This window comes from Labrenzia sp. ATLA3 (assembly GCF_057180185.1).
In genome coordinates, this window is the sequence record NZ_JBXUKV010000013.1 from 1 (window position 1) to 17,077 (window position 17,077).

General features: G+C 60.2%; 21 protein-coding genes. 8 read left to right on the plus strand and 13 right to left on the minus strand.

What is annotated here, in order from left to right:
* Nucleotides 1-64: 64 nt before the first annotated feature.
* The 3 genes from AC2A6O_RS27510 to AC2A6O_RS27520 all read right to left on the minus strand — a co-directional run bounded on the left by AC2A6O_RS27510 (nucleotide 65) and on the right by AC2A6O_RS27520 (nucleotide 1,744).
* Nucleotides 65-535: a hypothetical protein gene (locus AC2A6O_RS27510; protein WP_498931947.1), complete on the minus strand. Its 471-nt coding sequence runs from the start codon at nucleotides 533-535 to the stop codon at nucleotides 65-67.
* Nucleotides 536-639: 104 nt separating this feature from the next.
* A complete protein-coding gene (locus tag AC2A6O_RS27515) occupies nucleotides 640-1,119 on the minus strand; it encodes a hypothetical protein (RefSeq protein WP_498931949.1) in 480 nt (159 codons plus the stop codon).
* Nucleotides 1,120-1,345: 226 nt separating this feature from the next.
* On the minus strand, nucleotides 1,346-1,744 hold the full coding sequence (locus AC2A6O_RS27520) for a rhodanese-like domain-containing protein (protein ID WP_148585987.1): 399 nt from the start codon (nucleotides 1,742-1,744) through the stop codon (nucleotides 1,346-1,348).
* A gap of 80 nt (nucleotides 1,745-1,824) precedes the next feature.
* On the opposite strand from AC2A6O_RS27520, the gene ftrA reads away from it, so the two are divergent.
* A complete protein-coding gene (ftrA, locus tag AC2A6O_RS27525; protein ID WP_498931951.1) occupies nucleotides 1,825-2,826 on the plus strand; it encodes a transcriptional regulator FtrA in 1,002 nt (333 codons plus the stop codon).
* A gap of 14 nt (nucleotides 2,827-2,840) precedes the next feature.
* Here the strand turns inward: ftrA and AC2A6O_RS27530 are convergent, their stop codons facing one another.
* From AC2A6O_RS27530 to AC2A6O_RS27565, 8 genes are all read right to left on the minus strand, one after another.
* Nucleotides 2,841-3,458 (minus strand): hypothetical protein, encoded by a 618-nt coding sequence (locus tag AC2A6O_RS27530; RefSeq protein ID WP_148585985.1) that lies wholly within the window; start codon nucleotides 3,456-3,458, stop codon nucleotides 2,841-2,843.
* Nucleotides 3,459-3,532: 74 nt separating this feature from the next.
* Nucleotides 3,533-3,676 (minus strand): hypothetical protein, encoded by a 144-nt coding sequence (locus AC2A6O_RS27535; RefSeq protein ID WP_498931953.1) that lies wholly within the window; start codon nucleotides 3,674-3,676, stop codon nucleotides 3,533-3,535.
* A gap of 332 nt (nucleotides 3,677-4,008) precedes the next feature.
* Nucleotides 4,009-5,589 carry a hypothetical protein gene (locus tag AC2A6O_RS27540; protein WP_498931955.1) on the minus strand — a complete coding sequence of 527 codons (1,581 nt, stop codon included), beginning with the start codon at nucleotides 5,587-5,589 and terminating at the stop codon, nucleotides 4,009-4,011.
* A complete protein-coding gene (locus tag AC2A6O_RS27545) occupies nucleotides 5,561-6,043 on the minus strand; it encodes a hypothetical protein (protein WP_498931957.1) in 483 nt (160 codons plus the stop codon). The genes AC2A6O_RS27540 and AC2A6O_RS27545 overlap by 29 nt, the downstream gene beginning before the upstream one ends.
* A gap of 696 nt (nucleotides 6,044-6,739) precedes the next feature.
* Nucleotides 6,740-7,111 carry a DUF6362 family protein gene (locus AC2A6O_RS27550; protein WP_148585981.1) on the minus strand — a complete coding sequence of 124 codons (372 nt, stop codon included), beginning with the start codon at nucleotides 7,109-7,111 and terminating at the stop codon, nucleotides 6,740-6,742.
* A gap of 85 nt (nucleotides 7,112-7,196) precedes the next feature.
* Nucleotides 7,197-7,523, minus strand: coding sequence for a ribosome modulation factor (locus AC2A6O_RS27555; RefSeq protein WP_148585980.1), 327 nt, complete (start codon nucleotides 7,521-7,523; stop codon nucleotides 7,197-7,199).
* Nucleotides 7,520-7,936: a hypothetical protein gene (locus AC2A6O_RS27560; protein WP_498931960.1), complete on the minus strand. Its 417-nt coding sequence runs from the start codon at nucleotides 7,934-7,936 to the stop codon at nucleotides 7,520-7,522. The genes AC2A6O_RS27555 and AC2A6O_RS27560 overlap by 4 nt, the downstream gene beginning before the upstream one ends.
* Entirely contained in the window at nucleotides 7,936-8,283 is a 348-nt protein-coding gene (locus AC2A6O_RS27565) for a hypothetical protein (RefSeq protein ID WP_498931961.1), read from the minus strand. The genes AC2A6O_RS27560 and AC2A6O_RS27565 overlap by 1 nt, the downstream gene beginning before the upstream one ends.
* A 173-nt stretch (nucleotides 8,284-8,456) precedes the next feature.
* Here AC2A6O_RS27565 and AC2A6O_RS27570 point away from each other — a divergent pair, with 173 nt between their 5' ends.
* Together AC2A6O_RS27570 and AC2A6O_RS27575 are read left to right on the plus strand one after the other, a co-directional pair.
* Nucleotides 8,457-9,191, plus strand: coding sequence for a LexA family protein (locus tag AC2A6O_RS27570; protein ID WP_148585977.1), 735 nt, complete (start codon nucleotides 8,457-8,459; stop codon nucleotides 9,189-9,191).
* 209 nt (nucleotides 9,192-9,400) lie between these two features.
* Nucleotides 9,401-9,733: a hypothetical protein gene (locus tag AC2A6O_RS27575; RefSeq protein WP_148585976.1), complete on the plus strand. Its 333-nt coding sequence runs from the start codon at nucleotides 9,401-9,403 to the stop codon at nucleotides 9,731-9,733.
* A 32-nt stretch (nucleotides 9,734-9,765) separates the two neighbouring features.
* On the opposite strand, the gene AC2A6O_RS27580 is transcribed toward AC2A6O_RS27575, so the two are convergent.
* Nucleotides 9,766-10,248 (minus strand): RNA polymerase sigma factor, encoded by a 483-nt coding sequence (locus AC2A6O_RS27580; RefSeq protein ID WP_148585975.1) that lies wholly within the window; start codon nucleotides 10,246-10,248, stop codon nucleotides 9,766-9,768.
* A 372-nt stretch (nucleotides 10,249-10,620) separates the two neighbouring features.
* Between AC2A6O_RS27580 and AC2A6O_RS27585 the strand changes: the two genes are divergently transcribed.
* Entirely contained in the window at nucleotides 10,621-10,983 is a 363-nt protein-coding gene (locus AC2A6O_RS27585; RefSeq protein ID WP_148585974.1) for a hypothetical protein, read from the plus strand.
* A gap of 65 nt (nucleotides 10,984-11,048) precedes the next feature.
* Here the strand turns inward: AC2A6O_RS27585 and AC2A6O_RS27590 are convergent, their stop codons facing one another.
* Nucleotides 11,049-11,969 carry a GlxA family transcriptional regulator gene (locus tag AC2A6O_RS27590; RefSeq protein WP_498931965.1) on the minus strand — a complete coding sequence of 307 codons (921 nt, stop codon included), beginning with the start codon at nucleotides 11,967-11,969 and terminating at the stop codon, nucleotides 11,049-11,051.
* A gap of 104 nt (nucleotides 11,970-12,073) precedes the next feature.
* Here AC2A6O_RS27590 and AC2A6O_RS27595 point away from each other — a divergent pair, with 104 nt between their 5' ends.
* From AC2A6O_RS27595 to bcoG, 4 genes are all read left to right on the plus strand, one after another.
* Entirely contained in the window at nucleotides 12,074-13,234 is a 1,161-nt protein-coding gene (locus AC2A6O_RS27595) for an acyl-CoA dehydrogenase family protein (RefSeq protein WP_498931966.1), read from the plus strand.
* Between the two features lie 3 nt (nucleotides 13,235-13,237).
* Nucleotides 13,238-15,265, plus strand: a complete 2,028-nt coding sequence (locus AC2A6O_RS27600; protein ID WP_498931967.1) for an acetate--CoA ligase family protein — start codon at nucleotides 13,238-13,240, stop codon at nucleotides 15,263-15,265.
* The gene (locus tag AC2A6O_RS27605; RefSeq protein WP_498931968.1) at nucleotides 15,265-16,047 is read left to right on the plus strand and encodes a carnitinyl-CoA dehydratase; all 783 of its coding nucleotides are present in this window, start codon (nucleotides 15,265-15,267) and stop codon (nucleotides 16,045-16,047) included. The genes AC2A6O_RS27600 and AC2A6O_RS27605 overlap by 1 nt, the downstream gene beginning before the upstream one ends.
* Before the next feature lie 111 nt (nucleotides 16,048-16,158).
* Complete coding sequence (bcoG, locus tag AC2A6O_RS27610; RefSeq protein ID WP_498931969.1) at nucleotides 16,159-17,076, plus strand: 3-dehydrocarnitine:acetyl-CoA trimethylamine transferase BcoG; 918 nt, start codon at nucleotides 16,159-16,161, stop codon at nucleotides 17,074-17,076.
* Nucleotide 17,077: the final 1 nt, after the last annotated feature.

The following is a 17,077-nucleotide window of genomic DNA, read 5'->3' on the forward strand; positions in this document are numbered from 1 at the left end:
TCCAGCCCGAAGTTTTTCATGATCGGGCTGATTTCATTGGCATCTATCGCAACAATCTTCTCCATCACGACTCCTCCCCCGGAAAGGAGACGAACGGAGAATATTTTTTCTTCGTGAAATCCATCGCTTCCTCTGTTCGGAGATCGGTCACATTCCCGGCCTCGACGTCATCCGCCAAATTTGCAGCGATCAGTAGGTTGCTTTTGTCTGCGTGAATCCGGGATTTCGTCAGGTACCAACGTCCGAAGAAAATAAGGGTATCGTAAGCGTCAATAGGATGAAGCTCCTGATACTGCTCGTCATAGGCCTCAAGGTCATGTTCCTCGACGTATTGAGCAAACCAGAGTGTCTTCTTCAAAGCCTCGTGCAACTCTTCATCACCACGGATCAGTTCAACCATCTGCACGACGTTCTCATATGGAACTTTGCGGCCACCGTAGCGCTTGTTGCCGGCAAAGAAGGCCCTGCCTTCTTCCGTCTTCTCAAATGCGGCCAGCTCTTCCCGCCAGCCGGTAATATCTTCAAAATCCGCCATGGGTCCTGCGTCAAAAAAATGTCTTACGTCAGAATATCAACGAACTTGGGCTGAAAATGCCCCGACCTTGGCATGGTCGAATGCAACGACTGTTTGCTTGCTCGTCACAAGCCTCCTTCGTCTTGTTCGATGTAATCACTGTCTAGCAAAAGTTCGACACACGCCTTTGAGCGAACAGATTCGTATTTTCCCGCAAGGACATCGCAGGCAGTAAACATACCAAAACTATAAAGATGCCTGGCTTCGTGAGGATACCCGGATTTCAGGCAGTACCATTCGTAAAAGTCTCCCATGAGTATGTGAGCCTCTAGTGGCCGGTTGTCCCAATCCGGATCCCCCCTGCCAACAGCACCTCCATTGGCGTCAACAACTTTCAACCACTCCATTTGCTGAGCAGTCGCGTCTCTAAGTTCCGGGTCTTTTAGCAGAAGTTCAGCAAAATGCTGCACTTGGGAGAGCCTGGTACTCACTAGGAAGACCTCTGGATCATGTCGATAGATATAATCGACCGCCTCTTGCCCACCTTCCTCGTAATATGCCTGCAATTCTTCCCGCCAGCCGGTCAAATCTTCAAAATCCGCCATGGGTCCTGCGTCCAAATCCCCTAAAAAATGTTCTTTCTTTGTTCCTGAGAGGATTGTGGTTGATCCGGTGAATTTTTGCAACCTGCCGACGGCAGCTTTCCTGAAGGCTTCAATTGCTGCAGCCGTGGCTTTGATTCCTCTTCGACCGACGCTCCTGGTAATGCCCCCGCCTGACCGGACAAAGCAGGATGGGTCAGGCAGGCAGGGGCTCTTACTGCGGCTCAGCTCATGAATTACCGGTTGCCAGCTCAAAACCTTCGTCGATCCAGCCGGTAATGCCACCTGCCATGATCTTCACCGGGCGGCCCAGTTCCGCAAGCCGCAACGCCCCCCGTGCGGCACCGTTGCAATGCGGGCCGGCGCAATAGGTCACGAACAATGTCTCTTCCGGCCACTTGGCCATCTTGGAACGGATGATCTTGCCATGGGGCAAGTTGATCGCTCCGGGCACATGGCCTTTTTCGAACAGCGCCGGACTGCGCACATCCAGCAGCACAAAGCCGGGGTCGCCCTGAAGGGCGTCGTGCACATCCCAGCAATCGGCCTCAAAAGTGAACTCGGCGGCAAAATGTTCCCTGGCGAGATCGCTCGGCGCAGCCGGAACAGCAGTGACATTGTTGGTCATGAAGGTCTCCTTTCCCGCTGTTTGTCGCCCGTCTGAACGCTTGTTGGCAATTGGCGTGAATGCCTATATACGTAAATATCATGACAAAAGACACAGTCCCTCAAACCGCGCCCCCCTCAGCGCTGGAAGGCCCGCTTGTTGTCGCCCTTCTGTACGATGGGCTCTGCACGTTCGAGTTCGGTATCGTCGCTGAGATATTTGGTCTGGCCCGCCCCGAATTCGGCACCGACTGGTACCGCTTCGCCAGTTGCCCGGTCGAGGAAGGCCCCTTACGCGCCCATGGCGGCCTCACACTCGTGCCAGACCATGGCCCGGAACACATAGCCAAGGCGGACATCATCGTCGTTCCCGGCTGGAAAGGGGCGGATTGCCCGGTTCCCCAAGCGCTTGCCGATCGGCTTTGCGAGGCCCACAGCCGGGGCGCGCGGCTCGTGTCCATCTGCTCCGGGGCGTTCGTTCTGGCAGCCACCGGTCTGCTCGACGGTCGCTCCGCCACCACCCATTGGCGCTACGCGGAAAAGCTGCGCGAGCGGCACCCCGCCGTCACCGTCGACGAGACCTCGCTTTATCGTCAGGAAAACCGGATCTACACGTCTGCGGGCAGCGCCGCCGGCATCGATCTGATGATCGAAATCATCCGCCAGGATTACGGAGCCGACAAGGCCAACTCCGTTGCGCGCCGCCTCGTCGTTCCAGCCCACCGCACCGGCGACCAGGCTCAGTTCCTGGAACGCCCCGTCGCCCACCGCGAGGGCAGCGAAATCGCACCTGTTCTGGAGCGGGTCAGGCAGGCGCTGCAGACGGCCTGGACCATTGAAACCATGGCAGCCCTCTGCCGCCTCAGCCCGCGCACCTTCCAGCGCCGCTTCACCGAAGCAACGGGGCTGACACCGGGCGAGTGGCTGGTTCAGGAGCGTCTGGAGGCCGCCAAGGAGATCCTCAGCCGGGGCGACGACGATATGGAAACGATCGCAGCCCGTGTCGGCTTCGGCAGCGCCCACGCGCTCCGCCACCACTTCCGCAAGAAACTCGGCCTACGCCCGACCGACTACCGCACCCGCTTCGCTGCTCGCACTGTCTAAATGTGGTACGAAATCTAGACTGTCTGCAGATACTTCTGCAGCTTCTCGCGCTGCGGATAGTCGGCCAGAAAATTGTCCGAGTTGACCTGAAACGTGCCGTCCGCCGTCACCACCGTGCCGCCCGGTTTGAAATGCGCCGCGCAGAAAAACGGCAAGCCGGGCTTCTTCAGGTCCCACTGCAGAAAACCGCCGCCCATCGGATATTGATCGCGCGGGGCCATATGCTCGTCATGCCGGATCGTGGGCATGACCTTCACCAGCCGCTTCGGCCCGGTCACGGTTGCAAGGCTCAGGGCGCGGGTTTGGAGATCCCGGTATCCCGCAGCCCCGCGGTCCGCCAGGATGCCGTCATGCACGGTCGCGCGCCGCCTGTCCGCCTCCTGCGTTTCCTCAGGCAGGCCATACCGCCCGCCGGATCGCAAGGTCGTGCCCTGAAACTCGAACACTTCCGGCAGCGGCAAGTGCTTGAGGACCAGCAGCTTGAAGCCCTGCTCCAGGCGGCCCTTGTGATAACCGATATTTTCCTCGGTCCTGCGATAATCGGACAGAACGATGGCATTCAGTTGAGAGATGTTTCCGGCAAAATGTTTCGTCATCTGCCCGACGGGCAGATCGTCCTTGGGTGAAGACAAGGCAAAGCCTCCAGATAAAAACGTCAATATAACAATGGCCGGACGCTACCAGCCTTCCCGATTTCGAACAACGCTCATGGCCGCTTGTCCCCCCTTACCCAGGCATAGACATAATAGTCCTCGCCGCCTCGGCCATAGGCCCTCAGCCGCCCTTCGCGTGTTGCGCCCAGCGCCTCGATCCAGCCATGGGCAATGTCATGATCGTTTAGGGTGATCACCTGCAACCGCCGGCAATCCCGCTCCACAATCTCCCGGATTTCCAGCAAGTGTCGTGTGATCGCCGGCACACATCGGCGGAATCGGTCCGTTCCGAAGGCCCAGGCCTGCCAATGATCCGGATCGAAGGCGGACGCCTGGCTGAAGCCATAGGCCGCCGCCGGCTGGCCGTCTTACCAGAGCGACCACACCATGCCCGGCACGGACGTCTGCAGCGCGCAGGCCGCCAGCGCCCTTGTGTCCCACTCCTTCCACAGACAGGCGATTTCGCGCAGGTCATGGTCCCGCATATTGGCCGCGATGAAGCTGGCATCCCGCAGGCAAAGGTCGCGGATCAGAAACCGTCCAGAGGATCGCCCAGCGGCGCCATCCGACTTTTGGCCCTGCTTTTCAGAACCTTCTTCAACTCCGCTTTCTGCTTCCATCCCAATGCCTCGACAATCGCATCCGCCTCATCCGGGGAAGAGCCCAGCCGGTCCTTGATCTCTTCCTTGCTCTCGATCAGGATTTTCCCGTTTCGCATCTTCCATCGATGCGCCGTCAACTGCGCCTTCACCGTTGCCGATCGCCGGATTGCCAGCCCAAGCCCGCTCTTGGGGTGCAAGGCCTCGCGCAATCGCCAATAGAGTTCGGCGCGCAAATTGTAGAACGGGATCCTGCTGTCCTTCGCACTCTCGCCCGACTGGGCGGAGAAGACGCATTTTTCGACCGGAATATTGTTTTCCCGCTTCAGGAACCCAACCGTATCGCCGCCCCAGCCGCCGGTGCAGTCCACCACGATCATCGCATTGTCGCGCCGCTCGCGGATGATCAGCGAGCCAACATCGGCGCCGTCTTTCGTGTCGGTGCCCTTGCGCACGATGTTGGTTTCGAAACGCCGGCCATGCAGCGGCTGCAGCACCGTCCGGTCCTTGCCGCCCTGGGCAACATCCACCGCCAGCACCGTCATCGGTTCGTCCCGGTCGATGCCCTGGTCGTATCGCTCGAAGGCAAGGTCCACCCAGTCGGACGGGATCACCTGCCACTCGTGGTCCTGCCGGGCTGCCAGAAAGTCGCCGGTCTTCAGCGCCGTGCGCATCGGTTCGGGCATCTGGTCGAGCTGGGCATCGTAGTCCGTTCCCAGGTAGCGGTTGTCCTGCCGCCGGGCCGGAATGAAGGTCCGGCTCTTCGGCGTGCGGATCTCGCCTTCAATCTCCACCGGCTCCGGCCCATCCACCCACACCGTGCGGATTGCATCGCCGTCATCGATGAACACCGCCCACAGGATCTCGCCCGGCTGCACCTTGCCGTAAAGCGGATGCAGCGGATCGAGCCAGGGCGCGAACCAGTCGCTCAGGTAGTCCCCCTGCCCGCCCAGTGGCGGATTGGTGGCGATCAACCCGCGGCAGCGCTGCCCCTTCCGTGTCGTGCGCAGCCAGCCGAGCACGAAGATGATCTTGCGCGGGTCCATCTGCGCCCCTTCATCGAAGGCCTTCAGGTCATGGTCACGGCCCTGCCAGTCTTCTTCCGCCCCCGGCAGACCCAGGTGGCCAAATTCGATCAGCCGCTCGTCATGTCCGGTCCACCTTGGCGGGTTGCCTGAAATCTTGCCCATGCCCGCCTGCCGCATCAGCGCGTTCATGCGTTCGGTCAGGCCCTTCAGAGACTTGAGTGACTGGCGGAAGATCGCCGCCTTGTGGTGGGCAAACAGCGCCAGCCCGGCAATCAGGTCCGTCTTGCCGCCGCCTGCCGCACCTCCGTAAAGCGTCAGATCGGCTTCGGAGAAATAACCTTCCGTCTGCGGTCCGGCCTGCGGCCGCCAGACGGTGAACTGGTCCAGCACGCCCGCTTCATCCAGTTGCTTCTGCAAGGCAACCCGTTCGTCCGCGGGCATGCGGTCGATATGGTCAATCAGCGTTTCGAGGGCCGTCGCCATCCTTTGGCGTATCCTTTCCGGTCAGCAATGCCATCACGCCCAGAGCGATTTCCTCCGAGCTGCGCGGTTTCAATGTCTCTAGTGTCTGGCTGTCTTCCGGCCCGCTCCAGACCGGCCAGGTGTCCGGCTCCGTTCGGTCCCGCCAGCCGGCGCGGTTCTTCATGGCAAAGGTCCACGCGCTGGCGTTGAATTTCGCCAGCTCTCCGCTGGCGCCGTCCTTGCCGATCCGCTCCCACTCCAGAAGGCCGCGCCGGGCGGCTTCCTCCAGCCTTGCGGGTGGAAAGTCCTCGGGAAACTGTTCGGCGTAATAGCGGATCGTCCGGCGGTCGGCATCCGGGAAGCTGTCGATCGAATATCCGGCGGCAATATGTGCGCAAAACTCCGCGCACACCTTCCGGCGCGCTTTGGCCGTCGGCCACTTCAGCGCGCTGCCGCCCCCTTCTGGCAAAGTCATGGGTCGCACTTTCCTGCAAGTCGTATGGAGGTCAGGTCAGGGTGCGGTCCGCCGCTTCCGCATCGATGGCCCACAGCAACAGGGTTCGAAGCACTGCGGCTTCGCTTGCAAAATGTCGGGGCCTGGAAGGAAGTGCGAAACCGGCATCAGGCCCTTGAGGCACACTGATCCACGATAAAATAAGGAAGCCTTGTTTTGCCCGTTTTTGTCGAAGCTGTCCACGCCGCCCGGATGTCTGAAACGAGTGTTTAGGCGCCGCTTTTCGAAAAGACCTGCCCCAACACAGGGTTATCTCTCAGCCCGCCTTGAGCGCGTCTGGCAGGTTTTTTCCGACCTTGCCCGAAAAGCCGCGCCCCTTCCCTTCCGAACACCTCAAGACGCGTGCCGTCTTCAAATGCCGTAGTTCGGAAAGCTGCCCGCAACCGCGCGTTCTTCTGGGCATGCGTTTTCAAGTTTTTATTTGGGGGGGCTCAAAACAAAAGGCGTCAGAACTCTGGAACGCCAACACGGGATCTGAAAATCGATCAGACCCGGCACAAGACCAACCGCCACGCAATGGTCGGCGAAATCGCTTTGATGATGACCAACCTTTCGAGCCAGGTTGATCAAACCGGACCTGCGGTCCAGGACGGCAGCCTTTGCTGACCGCTTGCTGATTGCCGGTCGCCTGACCGGGTCGGCAATCAGGTTATTGGTTTAGTGGGCTGCTTCCAGCTTTTCGGCCAGCCGGCGCAACACCACCTTGTTGCGGCTGGTAACCGTCGAGCGTTTCCAGCCATATTTCTCGCAGATCCGCGAAAATTTGCCGCCGCCTGCCTTGCACATCACTTCAAACTGCAGCGCGCGGCGTGCGTCCGGGTCCTCAATCAGAGAGAACCAGGTGATCGCTTCCTCGGCTTGGCTGATCGTGCGGGGCGGATAGACACGGCGGCGTTTGGCAACCTTGCCTTGGCATTCAGGCCAACTGGCCAGCACAGCTCGCGGTCCATCGCCCTTGCCGGTCGCCGCAACAACTTCGACAGCCTCCGTCAACCGGGCCAGGATCTGGTCAGGTGCGCTTGTTTCCATAACATCGCTCTTCAAACTGTAGGTGAAACAGAACCGCACGGCGGAAGGACCTTCCGTGCGGCATCACAGACCCTGGTGGGTCCTGTTACTTGCCGCGGCTTTCACGTTCTTTCCGATAGCCCTCTTCCCAAAGGCCGAAATAATCGGCCTGCTGCGGATAAGGATTGTCCTCCCGTGACTTGCCTTCCCTGCACGCAGCAGCTCCCCGTTCGAAGGCGAAAATCTGCGCTTTCGTCAAATAGCCGTCCATGATCAAAACCTCCCCTTTCAAAACACCGGTGAAAGAACCGCCCACCACCGCAGCAGAACCGGAGCACAGCAGGCCTGATGCGCAACGTTTAAGCGACTCAACACAGCCGAAGATTGCAGAGGGGAGTGTAGTCAACCTGACACAACTGACAATAGCATTCATGCCGCAATGCCTTCCCTTTGGGTTTCCAAAAGCTTCTCCAGTTCGTAGGACAGCAGAACGGCAAGCGTGAGAGTTGGCGCTGCAGGGTTGATGTGCTTGGCACTGCCAAGCAGCGCTTCCAGATTGATCCGGTCGAACTGGTCCAGAAATCCGCGGCGTTCCACCCAGTCCGGCTTGTTCAGAACAAGCCAGGACACGGCGGTAAAGCACGGAGCACTCCAGTTTCCCCGGTTCTCGGCCGTATTGATCAGTCCAAACACGAGGCGCAGATGCTCCGCCCCGTGTTTCTGCAACAGGGTCTGGCAAGTCCGGCGAGCCTTTGACTGGTGCCGCCCCTGCACCCGTCTTGTGTGGCTGATAAAATGTACGCCATATTCGGCAGCAATCCGGTCAACCAATCCTCCCGAAGCCATCAGACCCGACCTTTCTTGACCACTGCATTGCCCTGCACGGCCGCAAAGGCAGCTTCCGCCCTCTCCCTTGCCGTACGCGGCATTTGTTCACTTTTTGTTCTGACTTTAAAAGTAACCTGCCCTTCTCTGCCCGCTCTGCTGGCCCCAGGCATTCTGGACTTTTGGGCAGAACTGCCACGCGCCTCGCTACCCTGCTTCAGGTTGCGCAGCTCAAGCGTCAGCAGCCTGTTACGCGCCTTTTCCAGCGCGAATTCATCCTCCAGCCTGGCGCTCGGCCGCTCGGCCCTGATTCTCAGGTGCGCGACCTTTGCCTGAGCTTCCTCAATTTCGTCCGTCAGGTCCCTCACCGGCCAGTCTCCTCTGTCCTGTTTCGAAGGGTTGTCTGAGTTTCCATCGTCACTCCCACGCATTCACTTGATGACGCAAAATTCGTACGCTTATTGCGTACGTATGTCAACATGGACTCCGTACGTTTTTACTGCTAATACGTATGCATTGCACGTGACCCGGTGAGCATCATATGGATATGGACGAACAATCGGCAGTCTCCCGCCAGCTCGCGGATCTGAAAGACCGAAGTGGCCTGTCAATCCGTGCCATCGCGCGGGCAATGGGCTATCAAAACGCGTCTTCCATCCAGCGGTACTTCAGCGCGGACTACATGAAACCGGCGTTGCCGTCGGACTTCGTGGCAAAGCTTCTTCCGGTCCTTCTGGGCAAGGGTGAACAACCGATCACGCGCGAGGATATTCTGGCCCTCGCGCCCGATTCCATCACCGATCTCGACGCCTCCAGCGCACCTTCCAGGGCGGCAACGCCCCTTGAAATCAAGGGCCAGGTGGCCGCCGGCCTCTGGATGGAATCCGGATTGTTCGAAACGGACGCGACCAAGGAAACGAGTTTTGCGGGGGACCTTCGCTTTCCAAGCGAGAGCCAATACCTGTTGCAAATCAATGGGGAAAGCCTCAACCGCATCGCCTGGAACGGCGACTTCATCCTGTGTGTCGACTATCTTGAGGCTGGCATCGAGATCAAGTCCGGAGATCTTGCCGTCGTCGAACGCACCAGAGACGGCGGCCATACCATTGAACGCACCGCCAAACGGATTGTCCGCCGGAACGGTCAGATCGAATTGCAGCCGGAATCCAACGATCCACGATTTCAGGAACCGGTGATTTTCAACGAGCATGATGAAGAAGCAACGGAAGTGCGGATCATCGCCAAGGTTCTGAGCGTGATCCGTCAGGTGGTCTGACAGCCGCTCACTTCAGCCGCCTGCAGCATCGCCCGCGGGGAGCCCGCCCCATTCCCCGGAACAGCCCTGAATGCGACCTGACACGCCCATATGCAGCCATTTCGCGACGAGTCAGGGCCGTACGCTTCCGACATACTCTGCAACGCAATCAAATTGACTTGTACGCATTTTACGTATATTCTTTTTGCATATTGCAGACGGAGGCATTTATGACGTTGAACCTCGACATGTCGTTCTACTCAGTGATTTGCGAACTTGGAAACTGCTTCTACACCCCCGAAACAGACCTCTCCGACATGAGCCTCACCAGAATCGTCGAAGACCTTCAGACCGGGCAGCTCGAAAAGGTTCGGGCAGTTCTGGAATTCAATCCCGCGGAAGGCTGGTGCAACGACATCACCGGCGACGTGCTCTCCGCTGCCTTCCCCGCCGACGGGGAAGACGCGGAAGGACTGGAAGACGCGGCAGAAGACTGGTCGGACTATCGAACCGAGCGGCTGACCGCCCGCACTGCCGGTGTCCCGGTCAGGGTCGCAGCCTGACAGTTGGAGGCTGAACACGCACCTGCGGGCCGTCAGACAGCGGCAAGCAGGTGCCGGGCACGGGAGAGCCGGCTTTTCACGGTTCCAACCGCCACACCGGTTTGCTTGGCAATCTGCCCGGTGGACAGGCCGGAGAACACGCGCAATTCCAGGGCATTGCGGTCTTCGGGCCGGAGCCCGGCAATCCCCCGGGTGACATCTTCCAGCTCCAGGTGCTTTTCCTGTGCGGGCTGTGCCTGGGTTTCCTCCAGCCAGTCCTCGATAGGCAGATGATCCCCCCGGCGGGCAAGCCACTTGCGTTCGTCGCGATAGGCGTTGCGGGCAATCGTGAACAGCCAGCGGCGAAGCTCCGTGCCACAGTGAAAACTGGCGTGATGCCGCAAGGCCTTTTCCAGAGAAGTTTGCATCAGATCGTCGCCGGCTTCCGGGTTGCGGGTCAGCGAGCGGGCGTATCTGCGCAGATGCGGTATTTCCCCCTGGAGGTCTTTCGTGAAATCGTCCTTGGTGCAGGCCATCCCATAGTTCCTGTTCTATTGTTTCTGGACGAGATGTAAGACGCCGCGCGCCTGGCAAAAGCACGCTCAAGACCTTGTCATGACAGTTTGAAAATCCGGCGGGAATCCGGCCCTGTATCTCTCAGGGCGTTCACGGCCCGGTGAAGGGCATGACCTCTTCTCACAGACGGAAATGAATGCGCGCGTGGGGAGAAACCGAGCGGCACGCAAGGCCGGCTCCTTCTCACACGGCCTCATGTTTTTGTGTTGAACTTATTACCAGACCCACCGCAACCGGTCCGCTTTCGTGTCGTTGTTCCCGGCATGAACGGCGTGAGGGGCAGCAGTCCCAGGAAGCCATTCATGAGCTTAACCACCAAACGGAGCAATATCATGCGTACATCCAGAAAAGTTCTCTCCACCCTGCTGACCGCAGTCTTTGTTTCCGGCGCATTGGCGAGCAATGCCTTCGCGTTCGATCCGGACGACACACGTGGCGATCTCAATGGCGACAAGCCGGTTTCCGTCCGTCAGCAGCAGACGATCAATGCAAAGGCTCTGGCCGAAGCTCGCAGCGGTAAACTGTTGATCTTGCCGGTTGTCGGCACCTCCAACGGCGAAGAGCGGCTGACAGTTGCCCAGCAGCAGGTTGCCGACGCAAGAACGCATGGCGCAAAAGCAAAGAAGCAGCTCAACATCCTGCCTTTCCAGGGCGACTGGAACGGTACGGCAAAGGTTGGTTTCCCGCACCAGTAAGGTCTTCAACCTCCCAAGAAAGGGCCGCGCAATCAGCGCGGCCTTTCTCCTTCTAAAGGCACGGACTACGTAATGCGCCGGTGCTCGCGTGGTGATTGGCCGAATGCCTGCCGGTACGCCCGTGTCATGGCGCTTGCATTGCGATAGCCGCAGCGCTCCGCAATCTCGGCAATGCCAAGCCGCGTCAGCTCCACCATCCGGCGCGCCTCGCGCAGGCGGATCGCCTTGTAGACACCGAGTGGCGTCATCGACATTTCCCGCTGGAAACGATGTTCCAGCGTCCGCTGGTCAACCTTCAACTGCCGGGCAAGGTCTTCAATCGGCATCGGTGTTTCGATGGTTCGCCGCATCAGCGCTGTTGCCCCGCGCACAAGGGCATCCGACGACAGACGCTTGTGCGGATCGTGCATGTCCAGCGTGTCGCCATACATGAACATGGCCGCCACCTCGAGCGCGAACATCGGGCTGTGGTGCCGCTTGATCAACTCCAGTGCCAGTTCAAAGGTGGTCGATGCCCCGCCACAAGTGCAGATGTTCTCATCCAGCACAAAACGATCCTCGACAACGTCGACGTCGGGGAAACGCTCGGCAAACCGGATCAGTTCATCCCAATGGATCGTGGCCTTGCGCCCCTCCAGCAGTCCGGCAGCGGCCAGAAGCCAGGCTCCGGTATCCATGCCGACCAATGTGCCGAACCGCTGCCTTGCAGCCTGTAGGGCTCGCGTCATGCCCTGCCCCGCAAAGGTCTCAAATCCGTAACTCGGCATGATGAACAGATAGTCCCCACGGGGCTTGGCCTCCATCCAGCCGGACGTCGCAACCGGCAACCCGCTGGAGGACGTGACGGTACCCCCAGCAAGACTCACATGCTCCCAGGAATAAAGCTGCTTGCGTGCAATGGTGTTTGCCGCCCGAAAAGGCTCGATCGCATTCGCCAGACAATGGTTGGAAAAGCTGTCGAACAGCAGGACGCAGATTTTTCTCACTGAATTCGAATTCTGTGAAAGCGGCATGATTTCAAACCAAAACTGCACAATAGTCTCAGCCTGTTTGTCTCACTCTCACAGACTTGATGCAAGGGGAGGATCCGATGCACTTTGGGTTGAGCGAAGAGCAGGAGATGATCGTCTCCACGGTCCGGTCTTTCGTGGAAAACGAGATCTACCCGCATGAGGATCTTGTCGAGAAAACAGGCCAGGTTCCTGCCGAAATCGGCGAAGAGATCAAGCGTAAATGCATCGAACTCGGCTTCTACGCCAGCAACTTCCCGGAAGACGTCGGCGGCGCGGGCCTAAGCCATCTGGAGTTCACGCTGGTGGAACGGGAACTCGGGCGCGGTTCGATGGCGCTGAACCACTTTTTCGGCCGTCCTCAGAACATCCTGATGGCCTGCAAGGGCGACCAGATCGAGCGTTACCTTCTGCCCGCCGTCCGAGGCGAGAAGATGGACGCCCTTGCCATGACCGAACCCGATGCCGGCTCGGATGTGCGCGGCATGAAATGCCAGGCCGTGCGCGACGGCGGTGACTGGGTCGTCTCCGGCTCCAAGCACTTCATCTCCGGCGCGGAACATGCGGATTTCTTCATCGTCTTTGTCGCCACCGGCGTGGACGAAACCCCGAAGGGCCCTAAGAAACGTATCACCTGTTTTCTGGTCGACCGGGGCACACCCGGGTTCGAGGTGCGTGAAGGTTATCGCTCTGTCAGCCACCGGGGCTACAAGAACTGCATTCTGTATTTTGACGGCTGCCGCCTGCCGGACAGTCAGGTCCTTGGCGAAGTCGACGGTGGCTTCGAGGTCATGAACGAGTGGCTTTACGCCACCCGGCTCACCGTTGCCGCCATGAGTGTCGGCCGGGCCCGCCGCTGTTTCGATTACGCTGTAAACTACGCCGCAGAGCGAAAGCAGTTCGGTCAGGCAATCGCCAAATTCCAGGGCGTCAGCTTCCAGGTCGCCGACATGATCACCGAGATCGACGCCGCCGACTGGCTGACACTTGCCGGCGCCTGGCGTCTTGATCAGGGTCTGCCTGCCAACCGTGAAATCGCCAGCGCCAAGGTCTATGCGTCCGAAATGCTGGCACGGGTGACGGACACCACCTTGCAGATCTTTGGCGGCATGGGCCTGATGGACGACTTCCCCATCGAACGCTTCTGGCGCGATGCCCGCGTGGAACGGATCTGGGACGGCACCAGCGAGATCCAGCGCCATCTCATCAGCCGCGAAGTCTTCCGACCGCTCGGAGCCTGACCCATGCGCTCGCTTGAACGCCTGCTTCGTCCGCAAACAGTGGCAGTCATCGGTGGTGGCTCCTGGTGCCGGAACGTGCTTCGGGAATGTCGAAAGGCCGGTTTTGCGGGGGACCTTTGGCCGGTCCACCCCAGCCGGGAAGAGATCGACGGCTGCCGGGCCTATACCTCTGTCGACCATCTTCCCTCCGCCCCAGACGCGGTCTTTATCGGCGTCAACCGGCATGTCACCATTGAGATCGTCGGCTCGCTGGCGCGCCTCGGCGCTGGCGGCGCCATCTGCTTTGCCTCCGGTTTCAGCGAAGCAATCCGCGAGCTTGCCGACGGCGCGGAGCTCCAGGCTGCGCTCATCGAGGCGGCTGGTGACATGCCGATCCTCGGCCCCAACTGCTATGGCTTTCTCAATGCACTTGACGGAGCAGCCCTCTGGCCGGATCAGCATGGGCTGACCCCGGTGGAGCGCGGTGTTGCCATCATCGCGCAATCGTCCAATATCGCACTGAACCTGACCATGCAGACGCGCGGTCTGCCAATTGCCTATCTCATGACCGCCGGCAACCAGGCTCAAACGGGGCTCTCCGCCATCGGCAGTGCCCTTCTGGACGATGATCGCGTCACCGCCATCGGTTTGCACATAGAAGGGCTGGATGATCTTGCGGCCTTTGAGGCCTTTGCTCGCAAGGCGCATGCGCTTGGCAAACCCGTTGTGGCCCTGAAGGTCGGCCGTTCTGAAGCGGCACAAGCGGCAACGGTTTCGCACACGGCGGCTCTCGCTGGCAGCACGGCTGGCTCAGAGGCTCTGTTCAGACGGCTAGGCATCGCCAGGGTGGGCAGCCTGCCCGCACTTCTGGAAACCCTGAAACTGGTTCACGTCGCAGGCCCCCTGCCCAGCGCCAACATCGTTTCCATGTCCTGCTCGGGCGGAGAAGCCAGCCTGATTGCAGACACCGCTGTCGGCCGGCAGATTACTTTTCCGCCGCTCGGTCCCGCGCAAAGAGCAGCTCTGTCCGAGGCCCTCGGCCCCAGGGTCGCCCTCGCCAATCCGCTGGACTATCACACCTACATCTGGGGCGACGGCGCCGCCATGACCCGGTGCTACACCGCCATGATGCAGGCGGACGTTGCCATGGGTATCGTCATTCTCGACATTCCGAGACCGGACCGCTGTGACGCGGAAGACTGGCTGAAAGTGATCGAGCCGGTAGAAGCGGCGATGAAAGCCTCCGGCAAGCCCATGGCGATCCTGAGCTCCCTGCCGGAAACCATGCCGGAAGCCCTCGCCACCGATCTCATGAAACGCGGCCTCACGCCTCTCTGTGGGCTGGACGATGCCCTGACCGCCATCGAGGCAGCCGCCTTTCTGGCACACCCCTTGTCAGCGGAACCGATCCGGATACCCCAGCCTGTCGCCGATCCCCGTCTCCTGTCGGAGCAGGAGGCAAAAGCCCTGTTGCAACAGTACGGCCTCAAGGCCCCGGCAAGTGCCATTGCCGACAGCCCGGAAGCCGCTGCCCATGCGGCCGAGGAGATCGGATTTCCCGTGGCCCTGAAAGGCACCGGCATCGCCCACAAGACCGAAGCCGGAGCTGTTGCGCTGGATCTGCAATCAGCCTGCGAGGTCCACTCCGCCGCCAGCAGCATGCCAGCCTCATCGTTTCTTGTGGAGGAGATGATCACCGGCAGCCTTGCCGAACTGCTTGTCGGCATCGTCCGGGATCCCGCGCACGGCTACGTCCTGACCATCGCCGCCGGCGGCATCCTGACCGAGCTTCTGGAAGACAGCACCTCGCTGATCGTCCCAGCGAGTGGTGAAGAGATCAGGAACGCTCTTGAAAGTCTGAAGATCGGCCGCGTCCTGACCGGATATCGCGGCAAGCCGCCTTGCGATCTGGAGGCCGTTGTTGAAGTCGTGCAGGCGGTGCAGACCTTCGTTCTGTCGGCGCCGGTCGAAGAAGTCGAAATCAACCCGCTCCTGTGCGGCGCGGACTTCGCCATCGCAGTCGATGCGCTGGTGAGACTGGGAGAAAGCTGATGGAAAACCCCATCAAGACCGAAAAACGCGGCCACATACTGGCTGTCACGCTTGACCGGCCAAAGGCCAATGCCATCGACCTGATGACCAGCCGGATCATGGGCGAAGTCTTCACCGACTTCCGCGACGATCCGGACCTGCGGGTGGCCATCGTGACAGGCGCCGGTGAAAAGTTCTTCTGCCCCGGCTGGGATCTGAAGGCCGCCGCCGATGGCGATGCCGTCGACGGGGACTACGGCAAGGGCGGTTTTGGTGGCCTGCAGGAATTGCGTGGCCTCAACAAGCCGGTGATCGCCGCAGTCAACGGCATCTGCTGCGGCGGCGGGCTGGAACTTGCGCTCTCCGCCGACATCATCCTGGCGGCAGATCATGCCACCTTCGCCCTGCCGGAAATACGCTCGGGAACAGTGGCAGACGCTGCCAGCATCAAACTTCCCAAGCGCATTCCCCATCACATCGCGATGGAAATGCTGTTCACCGGCCGCTGGATCGAAGCCGACGAAGCCGCCCGGTGGGGCCTCATCAACCACATCTACCCCGGACAGGACCTGATGGCAGAAGCTTGGAAACTGGCCGAGCTGCTCGCCTCCGGTCCCCCACTCGTTTATGCCGCGATCAAGGAAATCGTGCGTGAAGCGGAAGACATGAAGTTCCAGGACGCGCTCAACCGCATCACCCGAAGCCAGTTTCAGACGGTGGAAACGCTCTATCGTTCGGAAGACCAGAAGGAAGGTGCCCGCGCCTTTGCCGAAAAACGGGATCCGGTCTGGAAGGGCCGCTAGATCATCCGCGTTCGACCACCCACAGACAAGACAACCTGACACTTTCACAACAATCAGCTTTTGGCAGTTCGCCCGGCACCGGTTGATCTGCCACCGACACAGGAGAACCAAATGCCCTTGACCATGAACCGCGACGTTTTCATCACCTGCGCCGTAACAGGCTCCGGCGGGACGCAGGACAAGTCTCCGCACGTTCCCCGCAGCCCCAAGCAGATCGCCGACAGCGCCATCGATGCCGCCAAGGCGGGCGCGGCTGTCGTCCACTGTCATGTGCGCGACCCGGAGACGGGAGCACCATCCCGCCGGTTGGAGCTTTACCGGGAAGTCACGGATCTCATCCGTGCGGCCGATGTGGATGTGGTTTTGAACCTCACCGCAGGCATGGGTGGAGACATTGTGTTCGGCTCCACCGAAAGCCCCCTGCCGCTTGTCGAAAAAGGCACCGACATGGTCGGCGCAACCGAGCGCATGGCACATATCCGCGAGTGCCTTCCTGAAATCTGCACCCTCGACTGCGGCACCATGAACTTCGCCGAAGCAGATTACGTCATGACCAACACCCCGGGCATGTTGCGCGCCATGGGCGCCATGATGACCGAACTCGGCGTGAAGCCGGAAATCGAAGCTTTCGACACCGGTCACCTCTGGTTCGCCAAGCAGCTTGTCAAGGAAGGCACGCTCGCCTCCCCCGCCCTTGTCCAGCTTTGCATGGGCGTGCCCTGGGGCGCGCCGAACGATCTCAACACCTTCCTGGCCATGGTCAACGCCATTCCGGACGACTGGTCGTGGTCGGCCTTCAGCCTTGGCCGGGACCAGATGCCCTATGTCGCGGCCTCCGTTCTGGCCGGTGGCAATGTCCGCGTTGGCCTGGAAGACAATATCTTCCTGGAAAAAGGCGTACTCGCCACCAATGCCCAACTGGTTGAAAAAGCGGTCGGGGTCATCCAGGGCATGGGTGCCAACATCATTGGCCCGCAAGCGGTGCGCGAAAAGCTGGGCCTGACCAAGCGCGCGCCGGTGGGGGCCTGAC